Raw genomic sequence first — 16,980 nt, 5'->3', positions numbered from 1 at the left:
GGTGACTCGCTCCCGTTGGTTTTGATCATATTGTGCAGCCGGGACGCGCGGGCGCAACATAAACTTCGCTCGAGGTGCCGAAAGACTAGGCAGTTGCCGCTTAGGTTGTGCAACTGCCTAAGCGCACGGCAGGATGATAACGCGCGCAAAGGCTTAGGCTTGGCAACGCTTAGGCGCGGCTTAAGCCATTGCCGCGCGGCGGGCTGTCCAAGGTGCGGCAGATTCGATTTCGGCACAGAGTGCGATTAGTTCTTCATCATTGCCGTAGGAAGCCGCGAGGTGGATGCCGATTGGCAAACCGCTGGCCGACTGTGCCAAAGGCAGTGAAGCCGCAGGCTGACCGCTGGCGTTGAACACCGCGCAAAACGGCGAATAGGAGAAGATGCCGCCGGGGCCTACGCGGTAATTCACATAGTCGTCGCGGTTGTGATGATAGCGGCCGACGCGGGCGGGCGGCTCGGCAAGGGTGGCGGACAGTAGAATGTCGGGGCCACTGGCAAAGTATGAGGCCATCTGGCGGCCGAAGCTGTGAATCTCGCCGACGGCCTCCAGATAGCGGGTGGGGGGCAGGGTGGCGGCATAGGCGCAGGCGGAACGACCGATACCTTCGACCAGATCGGGCGTCAGATCACGCCCGTTCAGCGCCTTCTGGATCGACAAAGCGGTGCCGACACCGACAATATCGGTCCAAGCCCGCATCATCATCTCGACATCGGCGCTGGGGCGACCGGGTTCAACATGATGGCCGAGGCTTTCCAGCAGTTTCGCGGTGTCGCGTACAGCTTGCGCCACTTCTGGATCAATCGCCTCGCCTGTGAAGGTGGTGTCGCAGAGTGCGATGCGCAGGCGGCGCGGCGGGCGGCTGACGGCGGCGGCATGGCCGTGGGCAAGCGGTGGGGCGACATAGGGCGCGCCAAGGTCAGGGCCTTCGCAGGCGTCCAGCATGATTGCGGTATCGCGCACCGAGCGGGTCAGAAAGCCATCAATCGCCATGCCAGCCCAGCCTTCGCCGGAATAGGGGCCATCGGGCAGCCGGGCGCGGGTGGATTTGAAGCCGAACAAACCGCAGCTCGAGGCCGGGATCCGCACCGAGCCGCCGCCATCCGAGCCATGCGCAAACGCCACGATCCCCGCCGCCACTGCAGCGCCTGCGCCGCCTGACGAACCGCCCGACGTATGATCCAAATTCCACGGGTTGCGGGTAGGGCCGCCATAGACGGCGGCTTCGGTGACGGTGCCAACGCCACCTTCAGGACTGGTGGTGCGGCCAAAGTTCACCACGCCGGTGGCGCGGATACGCTGCCATATTGCGGAATCGCGGGCGTAGGTGGTGTTAGCCAGCAGGCGAGAGCCGTTGTGGCCGGGAAAATCCACCGCCTCGCAGCCGAGGTCTTTCAGCAGGAACGGCACGCCCCGGAACGGCCCGCGCGGCAGGCCTTCGGCAATTGCGCGACGGGCGGCGGCTTCCTGCACCAGCACCACGGCGTTGATCGCGGGGTTGCGGGCCTCGACCGCCGCCAGCGCCGCCTCGAGCAATTCGGTCGGCGTGACCTGCCCCGATGCCACCATCCCCGCCAATTCGGTGGCGTCGCGTGCGCCCAGATCACCCATCATGTCGATTCTCCTACTTGTTTGGCGCAGTTGATGCCGACAAAGCGGTTGCGTCCCGTCCGGTATGACCAGCGATGTCGCAAACAGCCGACGGCTATGGCAAGCGCGCTACGCTTGTCAGATGTTTGGGCTTGTCAGGTGTTTGGCAAGGCCGAGCCGCAGCGCCTCCATGGTCAGCGGTTTGGTCAGATAGCCGTCCAAGCCTGCAGAGAGATAGAGCGCGCAGTCGAAGGCGGAGGCATCCGCCGTCATCGCCACCACCGGCAAATGCGGCCCCGGCAAGGCGCGGATGGCGGCCAAAGTCTCGATCCCGGACAGACCGGGCATGTGCAGATCCAGCAGCACCAGATCTGGGCGCTGTGTTGCGATGGCTTGCAGGGCTGCGGCACCGCTTGCAACCTCATCGACGTTGACCGCCATCCCGCGCAGATAGGTCGCGGCAACCAAGCGGTTGGTGGCGATGTCATCCACCACTAAAATTCGATGCCCAGACAGATTGGCCGCATACGCAGACAGCTGCGTGGGAGTCGTGACCGGGCGGATCATCACGCTGAGCCGGAACAGTGCGCCGATCTGGCTGGGCAAATGCACCAGATCGCCCTGCATTTGCTGGGCGATGCTGCGACTGATCGCCAGCCCTAGGCCGGTGCCGCTATGCGCGCCCGCACCACGTTGGAAGGGTTGAAACACGAGGTCGCGTTCATGCGCGGGAATGCCCTTGCCAGTGTCCGAAACATCAATCTGCAACTGACCAGCAATGGCTTGGCTCGCGTGGGGCAAAAGTTGTGCGCGGTAGCAGACCCGCAACGTCGCACCGCCGGTTTCGGTGAACTTCAACGCATTCGACAAAAGGTTTGACAGGCATTGCCGCAAGCGCTGCGGATCAAACTCGGCGGTCTCTGGCAGATCAGGGGTAAGGCGGCCATCGGGCAGGCGAGGGGCGGTAAACTCTAGCCGCAGCCAAAGTCCGGCTTTGGCAAAGACCGGCTGGAACAGCGCCACCGTTGCCTCGATCACCTCTTTCGGTCTGGCGGTGACGGGGCGGAGCGGCAGTTGATTTTCCTCAATCGCAGCCATTTGCAAAATGTCATCAAGGATCGCCGCCAGATCCAGCGCTGAGCTGACCAGAGTGTGCATCCGCGCCTGCGTGGCAGGACTGGGCGTGTGCAGCAGTTCCGCCTCGCCCATACCAACAATGGCGTTGAGCGGCGTGCGCAATTCGTGGCTCATCTGCGCCAGAAACCGGCCCTTGGCGCGGTTGGCGGCATCCGCCCTGATGCCGCGACTGCTGATTTCCACATGCAGCGCATGATTGGAGCGCATCGCCCCCAAGCCATAATAAATTGCAGCAAGCAGAGCTATCGAAGAGACGGCAAAGCCCAGCCAATCCTGTTTCTCCAGCCAGTAAAATCCGTTACCAATGAGGGCGGTGAGGGTTGCCGCAGTCAAACCTGCGATGCCGAAGGGCATATGAATCGCGCGCACCGTGCTGAGTTGAAACAACGTCATGCTGAGCAGGCCCGCAGCCGCCGCTTTGGCAAATTCGGTATCTTGCTGCCAGATCAACACGCAACCCAAAACGTAAAATGTCTCGGTCAGAAACACAGTGGTCACGGCGGCGAGATAGCGGCGCGGCTGGCTGCTTGGATCAAGCGCGCGCATCAGTTGAAGGTTCAGCCCCTCTAGCGCCATATCCGCCCCCAGCGCCGCCAGCACCAGCCACGGCGGCAGAAACAGTGCCATCAGCGCAAACGCTATTGAGGTACTAAGCAGACGTGTGGGTTCGACCGCCGTAAGCATCTGTAATTGAGTGCTGATTTGCGCAGCTGCATCGGGGCCCGGCATTAAAAACCGCAACATCTTCATCGCGCGGGCATCCTCAAACTCGGTCTGGTTCAGCAAAGATCACGGACTGTATCTGGTCAAGACAAAGCATGGTTTATGGCGTGGGAATTGGCGCTACGGCGATCTCTTGCTGCAACGTGCCTTGCGGCGTGAAAATCAGGATGCGGTTGTCGGTGGTGACAACGCCGATCCAACCGGGGGCCATGGTGATCGCCTGCGCCGTGGCCCCGGCGGGCATTTGCAAGCTTGCCGGCAGGGCAGGGCTCAGGCTGTTTGCGTTCGGCATACGGGTGACAAGCAGGCCGACCACGGTTATGACACCGCCAATCATGGTGATCATCAGCACGATCACCAGAACTTTCAACAAGCGGAGCGAGGGCGGCAAGCCCGGCTCGATCGGAGTGTCAGACATGGCGAGCCCTTATGAAGACGAAGACGCTGTGGATGGCGATGTGGCGGGCAACCGTCTGATCATCGTGATTGGCGAAGACGCGGCCCCTCGTCTTGATAAGGCGCTTGCGGCGGCGGTGCCAGAGGAAGCTGCCCTATCCCGCTCGCGTTTGATGAAGATGATCGACGAAGGCGATGTTTTGCGGAATGGCGTGGCAGTGACCAACCCCAAGACCAAGGTAAAAGAGGGCGAGGTCTATACGCTGATCCTTGCGCCTGCGGTGGATGTGGCGACCTTGCCGGAAGATATTCCGCTGTCGGTGATCTGGGAGGATGGCGATCTGATCGTGATCGACAAGCCCGCGGGCATGGTGGTGCATCCGGCACCCGGCACGCCTTCGGGCACCTTGGTCAACGCGCTGCTGCATCATTGTGGCGACACGCTGTCGGGCATCGGTGGCGAGCGTCGCCCCGGCATCGTGCATCGCATCGACAAAGACACCACGGGCCTGCTGGTGGTCGCCAAATCCGACCGCGCGCATCATGGTCTGGCGGCGCAGTTTGAGGCCCATACGGTGAACCGCCGTTATCTGGCGGTGGTGAATGGGGTGCCCTCGGCCTATGATCCGCGCATCCGCGGCCTGAAGGGCATCACGTTCGAGGCCGGTGGCATCCTGAAAATCGCCACCCATCTGGAGCGTCATAAAACCGACCGCCAACGCCAAGCCGTGGTATGGAACTCGGGTCGCCATGCGGTGACCCGCGCACGGGTGATGGAGGATTTTAAGGGCGGGGCTGCGCTGATGGAGTGCTGGCTGGAAACTGGGCGCACCCATCAGATCCGCGTGCATATGGCCTATGCGGGCCATGGTTTGGTGGGCGATCAGACCTATGGCGGCAAGAAAAAAGTCTCGCCCAAACTGTTCGGGGCCGAGGTCGCGGAAATGGGCAACAGCTTCCCCCGCCAAGCCCTGCACGCGGCGACTTTGGGCTTCGCGCATCCGGTGACAGGCGAGATGCTGGAATTCACCTCGCCCTTGCCTGATGATCTAGAGGGGCTGCTGGCGGCGCTCCGCAAAGGGCAAGTCTGAACTCTGATCCGTTCACATTGGCTCAAATATCCCCGCCGGAGGCTTCCTTCGCGTGCCGAGTATGCCTCCGGCGGGGATATTTGAGCACAGAGGATGACCAAAGTGCATCTGATCTAACATTCCCGTGACCGGAATGTTACAAACCTTCCCCTGCGACGGAAATGGAACCATCTTTCGTTAAAGAAGTTATGTCTAAGATGCTTGAAGCCTGCATCTGGCATACATAAATTCGACTGCCCCGGGGGCGAAACTGCACCGGGCCAATGAGGGAGCGTCAAACGTGAGCACCTATGCAAATCTGCCAGCCCCCAGCCCGGAACAGGGGCTGAACCGTTATATGCAGGAGATCCGCAAGTTTCCGCTGCTGGAACCCGAAGAAGAATACATGCTGGCCAAGCGCTGGGTCGATCACCAAGACAGCCCGGCCGCGCACCGCATGGTCACCAGCCACCTGCGTTTGGCGGCCAAAATTGCCATGGGCTATCGCGGCTATGGTTTGCCACAGGCGGAAGTGATTTCCGAAGCCAATGTCGGTCTGATGCAGGCGGTGAAGCGGTTTGACCCGGAAAAAGGCTTTCGGCTTGCGACCTATGCGATGTGGTGGATCCGGGCCAGCATCCAAGAATATATCCTGCGCTCGTGGTCTTTGGTGAAGCTGGGCACTACCTCCGCGCAGAAAAAGCTGTTTTTCAACCTGCGCAAAGCCAAAGCCAAGGTCGGCGCGCTGGAAGAAGGCGATCTGCGGCCTGAAAACGTCACCCGCATTGCCACCGATCTGAACGTGTCGGAGCATGAAGTCGTCGATATGAATCGGCGTCTGTCCGGCGGTGATGCTTCGCTGAACGCAACGGTTGGTTCGGATGGTGAAGGCACGACGCAGTGGCAGGATTGGCTGGAAGATGAAGACAGCGATCAGGCCGGCGATTACGAGGCGCGCGACGAATTCGACATTCGGATGGACCTGCTGCATCAGGCGATGTCGGCGCTGAATGATCGTGAAAAAGACGTGCTGATGAAGCGCCGGTTGTCGGAAACCCCGATCACGCTGGAAGAGCTGTCGGAAATCTATAGTGTCAGCCGCGAGCGTATTCGCCAGATCGAAGTGCGTGCGTTTGAAAAGCTGCAGGAGCGGATGCGGTCTTTGGCCGTTGGCAAGGGCATGGTGATACCGGCCTAAGATATTCCTTTGGGCGCATCTTGCGCCCAAAGGTTGCGCCACGCTTGCGCAAAGGCTAAACAGCTGGATCAAACTGATGCGCCATAAAAGGGCCACCCTATGACCATGCTGGAAACCTTTCTGAAACCGATGCACCGCGAGGGCTATAAGTTTGTCGGCATCTTCGCCGTCATCACGCTGGTGCTGTTTTGGATATGGGATCCGTTGGGTTGGCTCGGCGTTGGCGCAACCGTCTGGTGCTATTACTTTTTCCGCGACCCCAAGCGCTCGGTGCCGCAAGGGCGCGGCCTGATCGTTTCGCCTGCAGATGGCGTTGTCAGCTTGATTGAACGCGCAGTGCCGCCGCCGGAGCTGGGCGCGGGCAATGATGCTTTGACGCGGGTTTCGGTGTTCATGTCGGTGTTCAATTGCCATGTGAACCGCGCACCGATTGCCGCACGCATCGCCAAAATGGCGTATCGTCCGGGTAAGTTCCTCAATGCATCGCTGGATAAAGCGTCAGAAGACAATGAGCGGAATAGCCTGCTGTTGGAGCTTCCCGATGGCCGCCAGCTGATCGTGGTGCAGATTGCAGGCCTTGTGGCGCGGCGGATCGTGCCGTTTGTGTCGGAAGGCCAGTCCTTGCGCACGGGTGAGCGGTTTGGCCTGATCCGTTTTGGCTCTCGCCTGGATGTCTATTTGCCGGATGGGGTCGAGCCGCTGGTGGCTTTGGGGCAAACCATGGTCGGCGGCGAAACCGTGCTGGCCGAATTGGACCGCGATATGCTGCGCCGCGCGGCAGTGCGGGAATGAAGGTGCCCGCCGAACCGCAGTCAGCCGAACCGCAGTCGGCAAAAACCGGGCGACGTCCGCGCAAAAAACTGCATATCGTGCAGTTGATCCCAAATTTTATGACCGTGGCGGCGCTGTGTGCGGGGCTAACGGCGGTGCGCTTTGCGATTGAGGGGCGGTTTGGTCTGGCCGTCGCCCTGATCATCGCGGCGGCGGTGATGGACGGGCTTGATGGCCGCCTTGCGCGGTTTTTGAAAAGCGAATCCGATATGGGGGCTGAACTCGACAGCCTCTGCGATTTGGTGAATTTCGGAGTGGCTCCGGCGCTGATCACTTATCTTTGGGCCTTGCAGGGCATGCGTGCCGAGGGCTGGATCGCCTGTCTGATTTACGCCGTGGCCTGCCTTTTGCGGCTTGCCCGCTTCAATATCGGCAATCGCCAGCCTGACAACGATTCCAACAGCTTCCAAGGTGTTCCTTCTCCGGCTGGAGCGCTATTGGTGATGCTGCCGATGTTTCTGGCCTTCGCGCTGGGCGACGGTGCCCCCCATGCCACCGGGTTGGTCGCCCTCTGGATGGCCTTGGTGGGCGCGCTGATGGTGGGGCGGTTTCGCACCCCGTCGTTCAAGCGTGCCACGATTTATGCTGAGAATGTCAGCTTTGTGCTGCTGACCTTTGTCGCGCTTGTTGCGGCCTTGCTAACCTATCCTTGGATCACGCTGGCCTTGGTCGATTGCGCCTATCTTGCGGCACTCGGCTATACGTTCATCAAAAAACCGCGCAAAGCTGTGGAAGACGCCACCCCCGAGGCCTAAGCGATTGCGCTAACATGTCAGGCCCGCTAGTTTCGCCGCGAAGCATAAGGGATTGATGAGATGAAGCCAGTGCGTTGGGGTATTTTGGGGGCGGCGAATTTTGCCAAAGAGCAGATGGCTCCGGCGATTCATGCGGCAAAAGGCGCGGAGCTGGCGGCTTTGGCAACCTCTAGCCCAGAAAAAGCTGCCGGGTTTCTGGCGTTTTGCCCCGGTTTGAAGATCCACTCGACTTACGAGGCACTGCTCGCCGATCCCACGATTGACGCGGTTTATGTGCCGCTACCGAACCATTTGCATGTCGAATGGACGCTGAAGGCGCTGACGGCGGGCAAGCATGTGCTGACCGAAAAGCCGATCGCGTTGCAGGCCTCCGAAATTGATCAGATCATCGCCGCGCGCGATGCCTCGGGCTTGCTTGCGGCAGAAGCCTATATGATCGTGCATCATCCGCAGTGGCAGTTGGCGAAAAAATGGCTTGAGGCCGGCGAGATCGGCACCCTGCGCCATGTTGATGCCGCCTTCACCTATTGCCTGACCGATATGGAAAACATCCGCAACCGTCCCGAGGCGGGCGGAGGGTCGTTGCGTGATATCGGCGTCTATACCTTTGGCTCGGCGCGCTTTGTCACCGCATCAGAACCCGTTGATATTGCAGCGCGGCTGATCCTTGAGAATGGCGTCGATACCTTCGCGCAAGTTTCGGGCATCATGGACGGCCCGCATGGCCGCTTCACCTACGAGTCGATCACCTCGATGCGGCTTTACAATCGGCAAGTGGTGACCTTCCAAGGCGACAAAGGCATGATCCGGCTGGACGGCGGCCCGTTCAACGCCAATTACAACGATATTGCCGAGATTGAATTGCACCAGAACGGCAACAAGGTGATCACCGAACGCTTCCCAACCGCGAACCATTATGTGCTGCAAGTCGAGGCGTTTGGCCGCTCGGTGCGCGAAGGCGTCGCCTATCCCTGCCCTCTGGAATTCATCCGCGGCACCCAAGCGATGATCGACACCGTGTTCAAGGTTGGGGTTGAGATCACCCTGTGAGCATACCCACCGCGTTCCCACTCAGCTTCCATGTGCCAAAACGGCTGCTGGACTCTGCTTGGGAGCGCAGGCAGGCTTATGGCCCGCTTATGCAGGCGCTGACGCCGTTGGGTGCTGTCTGTGAATTGCGCCCCCACAACCGCGACACCGCATTGGCGCAAATCGAGGCGGATCAGGCATTTCACATTTTTGATCGCGGCGAAATCCAGCACCCAAGGGCGCTGAACTTCGGCTCCGCCTATATCGCGCCTTATTACTATCTTGATCCGGTCGGCACCCGCTATCTGTCGTCGATTGCAGCTGAACCGTTTGACGCGGCGGTGATTGATCGTTTCGCGGCGAAACAATTTCAGGCAGACCTCTATGCCACCACCGCCGCGAAGCGCAAATCGCGCTATGATCAGCCTGTTGAAAAGCTGCCTTTGCCGCATGGCTGCATCGCCGTATTTCTGCAAACCGAAAGCCATCGCGGCGTCACTGAGGCGCTTTACGTCACGATGCGACGGATGATCAAAGCCTTGTTATCTCGCGCGGATCCGCGTCCAATCATCGTGAAACCGCATCCGATGGACATTAATTTTGATACATTTGGATGGCTGGTACGTCAAAGCCAAAAAGACGCGCGGCTTCAGATCAGCTATGCCAATGTCCACGATATTCTGGATGCCTGTGCGCTTGTGGTCACGATCAACTCTGCCGTCGGGATTGAGGCCATGGTGCATGACCGCCCAGTGATCACCTGCGGGCAGGCGGATTTTCACCATTGCACCGAAGTTGTGCGCAGCAGGCATGATTTTGATGCCGCTATCGCCCGTGCCGAGGCCCGTGACTGGCCATATGCAGAATTTCTCTATTGGTTTTACAAGCAAAACTGCCTGTCGCTGAAATCCCCAAGCCTTGGCGAAGACGTTTTGGCCAAGATTGCAGCAACAGGCTACTTTGCACAGCGTTAGTCTTCCATCGCTTCCAATTCATCAATAAAGCCCGCGATCATCGACAGTCCCTTGTCCCAGAACTTCGGATCAGAGGCGTCCAGACCAAACGGCGCCAGCAGTTCCTTGTGGTGTTTCGAGCCGCCAGCTTTCAGCATCTCGAAGTATTTCTCTTGGAAGTCCGGCAGGCCATCGGCATAGGCGGCATACAGCGCATTCACCAAGCCGTCGCCGAATGCATAGGCATAGACGTAGAACGGCGAGTGGACAAAATGCGGGATATAGGCCCAGAAGGTTTCATATCCATCTGCGAAATCAAACACTTCGCCCAAAGACTGCGCCTGCACTGACATCCAGAGTGCGTTGATGTCGTCGGGGGTGAGTTCGCCTTCCGCCCGTGCGGCGTGGAGTTTACATTCGAAATCGTAGAACGCGATCTGGCGCACCACGGTGTTGATCATGTCTTCCACCTTGCCCGCGAGCAGGGTTTTGCGCTCGGAAGGCGTTTTCGCGCCGTCGAGTAGTTTGCGGAAGGTTAGCATCTCGCCGAACACCGATGCGGTTTCTGCAAGGGTGAGGGGGGTCGAGGAGAGCAGTTCGCCCTGACCCGCTGCCAGCACCTGATGTACCCCGTGGCCCAATTCATGCGCCAGCGTCATCACATCGCGCGGTTTGCCGAGGTAGTTCAGCATAACGTAAGGATGCACGGTGGTGACGGTCGGATGCGCAAACGCCCCCGGAGCCTTGCCGGGTTTGACGCCTGCATCAATCCAGCCATCGGTAAAGAACGGCTTGGCGATTTCGGCCATGCGGGGATCGAAAGCGGCATAGGCGGAGAGCACGGTTTCCGTGGCCTCGGCCCAGTTCACCAAACGCGGCGGTTCGGTCAGCAGTGGTGCGTTACGGTCCCAGGTTTGCAGACGGTCAAGGCCCATCCACTTGGCTTTCAGCTTGTAATAGCGGTGGCTGAGCTTGGGGTAGGCGGCGACAACCGCATTGCGCAAAGCCTCAACCACTTCGGGTTCGACATGGTTGGCAAGGTGGCGCGAATATTGCGGGCTTGGCATCTTGCGCCAGCGATCTTCAATCTCTTTCTCTTTGGCAAGGGTGTTATGAACCCGCGCGAACAGCTTGATATGTTTATCAAAAACCTCGGCTAAAGCATGGCTGGCAGCCTCACGCTTGGCGCGGTCTGCGTCGGTCAGCAGGTTCAGCGTGGCTTCAAGGTTGAGGTCCTCTTCCTCACCTGCCACGGTGAACATCAGGCCTGCCATGGTTTCATCGAACAGCTTATTCCAAGCTGAGGCACCGACAACCGAGGCGTCGTGCAGGTATTTTTCCATCTCATCCGACAACTGGTGCGGACGCATCGCACGCATCCGCGCAAACACCGGATTGTAGCGGGCAAGAGCGTCGTTTTCGGTGGTGAGTTTTGCCAGAAGATCGTCGTCCAAGCGGTTGAACTCAAGGCTGAAAAACACCAAAGGCGTGGTGAAATTGGTGATGTTGTCCTGCACATCGGCCATGAATTTGGCGCGCTCAGAATCCATCGTATTCTGATAATAGCGCAGCCCCGCATAAGACCCGATCCGGCCCGCGATCACGTCAATCGCCTCATACGCCGTCACACAGGCCAGCAGTTCGGCGGCGCTCAGACCCGCCAGTTTGCCCTCATACTTGGCGGCAAAATCAGCGCAAGCCTTGTCCAGCCACGCCATATCGCGCGTCAATTCCGGCGCATCGGGGGCAGGGTAAAGGTCGCTGAGATCCCAATCAGGCAGATCGCCGAATGTGTTTGAACCACTGCGGGCGTCAAAAACCGGGCGTTGTTGGCCGGGGCGGGCCAAGGGGAGCATTTGGGGAAGCGACATGGGAACCTCTTTGCTTGTTGGATGTATCTAGGGGGCAAAGGGGGCGTTGTGCAAGGCGGCGCGCGGAAAGGTGACCAAAGCGGTTTGCCTATAATTTAGGCGGCGTTTTGCGGCAATTTCGGGCGGATATGTGAAAATCGAAGCGCTTTCAATCTTCTGCCCTTTACGGCGCAAACGCGGCAGCCTTTACTTGGGTTAATCAGCACGAAAAGGCGGCACGGCATGACCCCTTATTTCAACGAAATGTTCCAGAATAACGCGGTGCGCCCGCCTTATGCCGGTTTGGAAGGCTGGAGTGCGGATATGCCGGCCGATATCCGGTTGGCCAAGCAGGCGGAAGCTGAGGCTTTGTTTCGCCGCATCGGTATCACTTTTGCGGTGTATGGAGAGGGCGGCGACCCGGATCGCTTGATCCCGTTTGATATGTTCCCCCGCGTGTTCACCGCCAATGAATGGGCCAAGCTGGAACGCGGTATCAAGCAACGCGCGCGGGCTTTGAACGCGTTTCTGGTCGATGTCTATGGCCGCGGTGAGATCGTGCGAGCGGGCCGCATTCCGCGCAAGCTGGTCTATCAAAATGCGGCCTATGAGAAGGCCGTCTGCGGCTTTATCCCGCCAAAAGGCGTGTATTCCCATATCGTTGGCATCGACATCGTGCGGACCGGACCGGGCGAGTTTTATGTCTTGGAGGACAACTGCCGCACACCGTCCGGGGTCAGCTATATGCTGGAGAGCCGCGAAATGATGATGCGGATGTTCCCCGACCTGTTCCGTGAAAACCGCATTGAGCCGATCGACAGCTACCCCGATAAACTGCGCCGCACGCTTGCCTCCGTCGCGCCCGCCAAATGTGATCGCGAGCCGACCGTGGTGATCCTGACGCCGGGGCATTTCAATTCGGCCTATTACGAGCACAGCTTCCTCGCCGATCTGATGGGCGTTGAACTGGTCGAGGGCCAGGATTTGTTCGTTGACGGCGCGTTTGTCTATATGCGCACCACCGAAGGCCCAAAGCGCGTTGATGTGATCTACCGCCGCTTGGATGATGACTACATCGACCCTCTGTGCTTCCGCCCCGATTCCATGCTGGGCGTGCCAGGGCTGATGGATGTGTATCGCTCTGGCGGGGTGTCGATTTGCTCGGCACCGGGGGCGGGGGTGGCCGATGACAAGGCGGTCTACACCTATGTGCCAGAGATGATTAGGTTTTATCTGGGTGAAGAACCGATCCTGAGCAACGTACCGACATGGAAATGCGGCGAGGCGTCGGATCTGAAATATGTCACCGAGAACCTGCATGAGTTGGTGGTGAAGGAAGTTCACGGCTCGGGCGGCTATGGCATGTTGGTGGGGCCGAAATCGACTAAGCAGCAGGTCGAGGATTTCCGTGGTTTGATCCTTGCCAATCCGGGGAACTATATCGCCCAGCCGACCTTGGCGCTGTCTACCACGCCCACCTTTGTTGAAGAAGGCATCGCGCCGCGTCACGTCGATCTGCGCCCCTATTGCCTCGTCGGCGAACGCATTGAACTGGTGCCGGGGGGGCTGACGCGGGTGGCTTTGCGCGAAGGCTCGCTGGTGGTGAATTCCTCCCAAGGCGGCGGCGTCAAAGACACTTGGGTATTGGCGGAGTAGATCATGCTTTCAAGAACCGCTGACAACCTTTATTGGATCGCCCGCAATATGGAACGGGCTGAAACCGCCGCGCGTCTGCTGGAAGTGGGCGCGCGGATATCCCTGCTGCCCACCGCGCAGGGATATCGCAACGATTGGGACAGTTTGCTGCGGGCCTCGGGTAACGCCAACGGCTATGCCGCGAAATACGGCGCGCCTATGCAGTCGCAGATCGAGAGCTATCTGTTTTTCGACCGCGACAACCCGAACTCGGTCGCGTCCTGCATCACCAATGCGCGCGAGAATGCCCGCATCATCCGCACGGCTTTGACCACGCAAGTCTGGGATGCGCTGAACACCGCGTTTCAGGAACTGCGCCAGCTTTCGGCGCAGACCACGCCGCATGAACTCTCGCGTCTGACCGATTGGGTGACGCGGCATACGGCGATGGTGCGCGGCGCGATTGATGCAACCCAGCTGCGCAACGATGGCTATAACGTATTGAATATCGGCTATTATCTGGAACGTGGCGATAGCACCGCGCGCCTGATGGATGTGAAGTATTACGTTCTGCTGCCACGCGCCGATTACGTCGGAAGCGGCCTCGACAATGATCAATGGTCGATGCTGTTGCGCGCAATGTCGGCCAATCGGGCGTTTCATTGGGCTTACGGCGGTGAGATCACCTCTGGCAAGATCGCGCATTTCCTGATTTTGAACCCGCAATGCCCGCGCAGTTTGATCACCTGTATGGCGGGGGTGAACAACCATTTGACCCGTCTGGCGAAACTTTATGGCCGCGAAACCGAGGCGCAATCGGTGGCGGCGCGGCTGCTGCATGATCTGGAGAATCAGTCGACCGAGCAGATTTTTGAAGAAGGTCTGCACGAGTTTCTGACCCGCTTTATCGGTGAGGCGGCGGGCTTGGGCGCGATCATCCACAATTCTTATCTCTCGGGGGATATGCAATAATGTTGCTCAGCGTCGAACATGTCACGGTGTATCGCTATGACCGCCCGGTGCGCGGCGTGGTGCAAAGCCATCGCTTGATGCCGTCGAAATTTGACGGCCAAAAGGTGCTGGATTGGTCGGTGACGATGACCGGCGGCGAGTTGGGCAGTGCGTTTCGCGATGGCGCGGGCGATTGGGTGCAGGGCTGGACGGTGGCGGGCCCGGTGGATGAGATCGAGGTGCGGGTGTCGGGGCGGGTGTTGACCACCGATTTGGCCGGGATTTTGCGCGGTCATAAAGAACTGGTGCCACCAGAGGCCTATCTGCGCGGAACTGAAGCGACCTTCGCTGATGCAGCCTTGACGGAACTGGCGCAGATTATTGTGACCGCCGATACGCCGCTGTCGGGCTGCCACGATCTGACCGATGCGATTTCGGATGCAATCGCCTACAAACCCGGCTCTACCCGCGCGCGGACCACGGCGGCAGAGGCTTTGGCGCAAGGCGAAGGCGTGTGTCAGGATCACGCGCAGGCGTTGATTTCTGCAGCCAGAGCGGCGGGAATTCCGGCGCGCTACGTCTCGGGCTATCTGCAATCGGGGCAAGACGGCATGGATCACGAAGCGGCGCATGCTTGGGGTGAGTTATATATCGCAGGCATCGGCTGGATCGGTTTTGATCCAGCGAACCGCTGCTGCCCGGATGATCGCTATATCCGGCTGGGATCGGGCTTAGACGCACAAAATGCAGCGCCGATTCGGGGGATTTCACGCGGCTCGGGTTCGGAAATCTTGTCAGTGACGGTTGCGGTCCAGACGCAAGAGCAATAGGTTCCCCCGACTTGAATCGGAGTGTGCCATGACCTATTGCGTCGGACTTTTGTTGAATGCGGGCATGGTGTTGCTGTCGGATACCCGCACCAACGCGGGCTTGGACAACATCGCGACCTATCGCAAGATGTTCCATTTTGAAGAACCGGGTGAACGGGTGATCTCCATCGTCACTGCCGGGTCGCTGTCGGTGACGCAAACCACCCTCGCACGCCTGCGTGAGGCGATTGACGATCCGGACGCGTCTGAGACCACCTCAATCATGAAAGCGCCGACCATGCTGAAGGTCGCGTTGATCATCGGCAATACGCTGTCCAGCGTGCGGCAAGAGATTGATGAGAAGATGGCGACGATGAAGCAAAGCGCTTCGGCCAGCATGATCGTCGCCGCACAGCGTCGGGGCGGGGCGATGCGGCTGTTCCTGATCTACCCGGAGGGCAATTTCATCGAAGCCACCGAAGACACGCCGTTCCTGCAAATCGGTGAGCATAAATATGGCAAACCGATTCTGGACCGGGTGGTGAAGCCTGCAACCTCGCTGGCGGATGCCGAAAAGGCCGTGCTGCTGTCGATGGATTCAACCCTGCGCTCGAACCTTTCCGTTGGGATGCCGCTGGATCTGTGCGTGATCGAGAAAGACGCTTGCCGGGTTAGCCGCAAGCGCCGGATTGAAGCGGGGGACGAAAGTTTCCGCGCGATGTCCGAAGCGTGGTCCAAAGCCCTGCGCGATGGGTTCACGCAGATTACCCTGTGAGGCTAAGACCACGATTACTTTGACGAAATCCGGGTATTGGATCAGCGATGTTTCAGATAAAGCGCCGTTGAAGTATCGAAAAATCGGCTGCGCGATGCTGCGCGTTCCATCAGAACTTCATGTTCACTGCCGGGGTAAATATCCAACCTCCCGTCTGGCCAGATTGCCATCCGGGCGTGAATCGGCGCGGTATCGACAATCTTTTCTTGTGCACCAAGCGCGGTGATGGTTGGCACTTTCGGCGAAGGCAGCAGGGTCAGTGCGTGACACTCGGTCAGCGCCGCTTTCAACCAGCCAAGGCTTGGGCCGCCGAGGCTCAGTTCGGGATGCGCCAGCGCTTGTCGGCGCATGTAATCCCACATCTCGGCATCGGTGGTCAGCGAATTGCCGGTGAAGGGTGCGGTCAACACATACGTTTTCGCCCCAGTGCCGGGTGCATAGCGGTCGTCAAACTTGAACCAGCGTGAAGCGGTGGTCAGCGCCACAGCCATCGGCCGCATCCAAGCAGCGATGAGAATCCCCCACATTGGGGCCGAGAATGCGGCAGCCTTCACCGGAGCGCCGCGTATCAACGACCGCAGGCCAATGCAGCCGCCCATCGAATGGGCCATCAGATAATAAGGTTCGGGCAGGCCCTGGGCGCGGGCGAAGCTAACCATCTCGTCAAAATCAAGCTGATATTCAGCGAAATCAGTAACATGGCCACCCATCGGGTCATCCAGAGCCCGCTCGGCCAGACCCTGGCCACGCCAGTCGATCACCAAAGTCGCAAAGCCCCGCGCGCGCAGATCGCCCGCCGCGCGGCCATACTTCTCGACATACTCGGTCCGCCCCGGCAACAAAAGCACAGTGCCTTGCGCGCCATCATGCGTCCACAGACCCACGCGCAACCGCACGCCATCCGCGGCGGTCAACCAAAAGCCGCGCCCGCCCGCAGGCCCTTCGGCAACGTCATAAAGCGGAGCGTCGCTCACGACATCGCCGCGCCGAGTTGCATGGCCAGCCCCATGCTGCCTTCGACTTTCAGCTTGCCGGTCATGAAGGCGGTGGTCGGGTTCATCTCGCCTGCCAGCATAGCTTGGAACACTTCCGGCTCTGCAATCAGGGTGACGTCGGATTCTTCATCGCCTGCACGCGCGCCGTTTGGATCGACCATGATCGAACCTTCGCCCACCAGCACGAACTTTGCCACGCCATCAAAGCCATTCGGCAGCTTTTTCGCCAATGCCTCTACGGCGGTCGAGATCACATCGCTCATCACATTCTCCGATCTGTGCA

The 16,980-nt window shown here is 59.5% G+C and carries 16 protein-coding genes; 10 read left to right on the top strand and 6 right to left on the bottom strand.

Annotation, left to right across the window (positions count from 1 at the left end; genetic code table 11):
• Positions 1 to 180 precede the first annotated feature (180 nt).
• From AKV04_RS01200 to AKV04_RS01190, 3 genes are all read right to left on the bottom strand, one after another.
• Positions 181 to 1,614, bottom strand: coding sequence for an amidase (locus AKV04_RS01200; protein WP_054004648.1), 1,434 nt, complete (start codon positions 1,612 to 1,614; stop codon positions 181 to 183).
• A gap of 114 nt (positions 1,615 to 1,728) precedes the next feature.
• A complete protein-coding gene (locus tag AKV04_RS01195) occupies positions 1,729 to 3,354 on the bottom strand; it encodes a response regulator (protein ID WP_162232813.1) in 1,626 nt (541 codons plus the stop codon).
• 196 nt (positions 3,355 to 3,550) lie between these two features.
• A complete protein-coding gene (locus AKV04_RS01190) occupies positions 3,551 to 3,868 on the bottom strand; it encodes a DUF6476 family protein (RefSeq protein ID WP_054004646.1) in 318 nt (105 codons plus the stop codon).
• Here AKV04_RS01190 and AKV04_RS01185 point away from each other — a divergent pair.
• The 6 genes from AKV04_RS01185 to AKV04_RS01160 all read left to right on the top strand — a co-directional run bounded on the left by AKV04_RS01185 (position 3,867) and on the right by AKV04_RS01160 (position 9,703).
• The gene (locus AKV04_RS01185; RefSeq protein WP_082351476.1) at positions 3,867 to 4,937 is read left to right on the top strand and encodes an RluA family pseudouridine synthase; all 1,071 of its coding nucleotides are present in this window, start codon (positions 3,867 to 3,869) and stop codon (positions 4,935 to 4,937) included. The genes AKV04_RS01190 and AKV04_RS01185 overlap by 2 nt on opposite strands.
• Positions 4,938 to 5,217: 280 nt before the next feature.
• Positions 5,218 to 6,114 (top strand): RNA polymerase sigma factor RpoH, encoded by an 897-nt coding sequence (gene rpoH / locus AKV04_RS01180; protein WP_054004645.1) that lies wholly within the window; start codon positions 5,218 to 5,220, stop codon positions 6,112 to 6,114.
• Positions 6,115 to 6,213: 99 nt separating this feature from the next.
• Entirely contained in the window at positions 6,214 to 6,906 is a 693-nt protein-coding gene (locus AKV04_RS01175; protein WP_054004644.1) for a phosphatidylserine decarboxylase, read from the top strand.
• A 2-nt stretch (positions 6,907 to 6,908) separates the two neighbouring features.
• Positions 6,909 to 7,700: a CDP-diacylglycerol--serine O-phosphatidyltransferase gene (gene pssA / locus AKV04_RS01170; protein WP_235815497.1), complete on the top strand. Its 792-nt coding sequence runs from the start codon at positions 6,909 to 6,911 to the stop codon at positions 7,698 to 7,700.
• A gap of 60 nt (positions 7,701 to 7,760) precedes the next feature.
• Entirely contained in the window at positions 7,761 to 8,750 is a 990-nt protein-coding gene (locus AKV04_RS01165; protein ID WP_054004643.1) for a Gfo/Idh/MocA family protein, read from the top strand.
• Positions 8,747 to 9,703: a capsular polysaccharide export protein, LipB/KpsS family gene (locus AKV04_RS01160; protein ID WP_156317290.1), complete on the top strand. Its 957-nt coding sequence runs from the start codon at positions 8,747 to 8,749 to the stop codon at positions 9,701 to 9,703. The genes AKV04_RS01165 and AKV04_RS01160 overlap by 4 nt, the downstream gene beginning before the upstream one ends.
• Here the strand turns inward: AKV04_RS01160 and AKV04_RS01155 are convergent.
• Positions 9,700 to 11,553, bottom strand: coding sequence for a M3 family oligoendopeptidase (locus AKV04_RS01155; protein ID WP_054004641.1), 1,854 nt, complete (start codon positions 11,551 to 11,553; stop codon positions 9,700 to 9,702). The genes AKV04_RS01160 and AKV04_RS01155 overlap by 4 nt on opposite strands.
• A gap of 222 nt (positions 11,554 to 11,775) precedes the next feature.
• On the opposite strand from AKV04_RS01155, the gene AKV04_RS01150 reads away from it, so the two are divergent.
• From AKV04_RS01150 to AKV04_RS01135, 4 genes are read left to right on the top strand one after another with little or no spacing between them, the layout of a single operon-like run.
• Positions 11,776 to 13,188, top strand: coding sequence for a circularly permuted type 2 ATP-grasp protein (locus tag AKV04_RS01150; protein ID WP_054004640.1), 1,413 nt, complete (start codon positions 11,776 to 11,778; stop codon positions 13,186 to 13,188).
• Between the two features lie 3 nt (positions 13,189 to 13,191).
• Positions 13,192 to 14,139 (top strand): alpha-E domain-containing protein, encoded by a 948-nt coding sequence (locus tag AKV04_RS01145; protein ID WP_054004639.1) that lies wholly within the window; start codon positions 13,192 to 13,194, stop codon positions 14,137 to 14,139.
• On the top strand, positions 14,139 to 14,948 hold the full coding sequence (locus AKV04_RS01140; RefSeq protein WP_054004638.1) for a transglutaminase family protein: 810 nt from the start codon (positions 14,139 to 14,141) through the stop codon (positions 14,946 to 14,948). Before AKV04_RS01145 ends, AKV04_RS01140 begins: the two co-directional genes overlap by 1 nt.
• A 28-nt stretch (positions 14,949 to 14,976) precedes the next feature.
• Entirely contained in the window at positions 14,977 to 15,702 is a 726-nt protein-coding gene (locus AKV04_RS01135; protein ID WP_054004637.1) for a proteasome-type protease, read from the top strand.
• A 41-nt stretch (positions 15,703 to 15,743) separates the two neighbouring features.
• Here the strand turns inward: AKV04_RS01135 and AKV04_RS01130 are convergent, their stop codons facing one another.
• The gene (locus AKV04_RS01130; protein WP_054004636.1) at positions 15,744 to 16,676 is read right to left on the bottom strand and encodes an alpha/beta fold hydrolase; all 933 of its coding nucleotides are present in this window, start codon (positions 16,674 to 16,676) and stop codon (positions 15,744 to 15,746) included.
• Entirely contained in the window at positions 16,673 to 16,960 is a 288-nt protein-coding gene (locus tag AKV04_RS01125; RefSeq protein WP_054004635.1) for an SCP2 sterol-binding domain-containing protein, read from the bottom strand. Before AKV04_RS01125 ends, AKV04_RS01130 begins: the two co-directional genes overlap by 4 nt.
• Positions 16,961 to 16,980 lie beyond the last annotated feature (20 nt).

It is taken from the genome of Cypionkella psychrotolerans (assembly GCF_001294535.1).
Classification (GTDB): Bacteria; Pseudomonadota; Alphaproteobacteria; order Rhodobacterales; family Rhodobacteraceae; genus Cypionkella; species Cypionkella psychrotolerans.
Note: the sequence above shows the minus strand (reverse complement) of the source record. Positions and strands in the feature narration are given on the sequence as shown.

Bases quoted from the DNA above. Each gene is read 5' to 3' on its own strand.
- AKV04_RS01195 (WP_162232813.1), bottom strand. From the start codon at position 3,354: ATGGCACTGTTTCTGCCGCCGTGGCTGGTGCTGGCGGCGCTGGGGGCG.
- AKV04_RS01150 (WP_054004640.1), top strand. From the start codon at position 11,776: ATGACCCCTTATTTCAACGAAATGTTCCAGAATAACGCGGTGCGCCCG.
- AKV04_RS01155 (WP_054004641.1), bottom strand. From the start codon at position 11,553: ATGTCGCTTCCCCAAATGCTCCCCTTGGCCCGCCCCGGCCAACAACGC.
- AKV04_RS01140 (WP_054004638.1), top strand. From the start codon at position 14,139: ATGTTGCTCAGCGTCGAACATGTCACGGTGTATCGCTATGACCGCCCG.
- AKV04_RS01200 (WP_054004648.1), bottom strand. From the start codon at position 1,614: ATGATGGGTGATCTGGGCGCACGCGACGCCACCGAATTGGCGGGGATG.
- AKV04_RS01175 (WP_054004644.1), top strand. From the start codon at position 6,214: ATGACCATGCTGGAAACCTTTCTGAAACCGATGCACCGCGAGGGCTAT.
- AKV04_RS01145 (WP_054004639.1), top strand. From the start codon at position 13,192: ATGCTTTCAAGAACCGCTGACAACCTTTATTGGATCGCCCGCAATATG.
- AKV04_RS01165 (WP_054004643.1), top strand. From the start codon at position 7,761: ATGAAGCCAGTGCGTTGGGGTATTTTGGGGGCGGCGAATTTTGCCAAA.
- AKV04_RS01190 (WP_054004646.1), bottom strand. From the start codon at position 3,868: ATGTCTGACACTCCGATCGAGCCGGGCTTGCCGCCCTCGCTCCGCTTG.
- AKV04_RS01125 (WP_054004635.1), bottom strand. From the start codon at position 16,960: ATGAGCGATGTGATCTCGACCGCCGTAGAGGCATTGGCGAAAAAGCTG.
- AKV04_RS01135 (WP_054004637.1), top strand. From the start codon at position 14,977: ATGACCTATTGCGTCGGACTTTTGTTGAATGCGGGCATGGTGTTGCTG.
- AKV04_RS01185 (WP_082351476.1), top strand. From the start codon at position 3,867: ATGGCGAGCCCTTATGAAGACGAAGACGCTGTGGATGGCGATGTGGCG.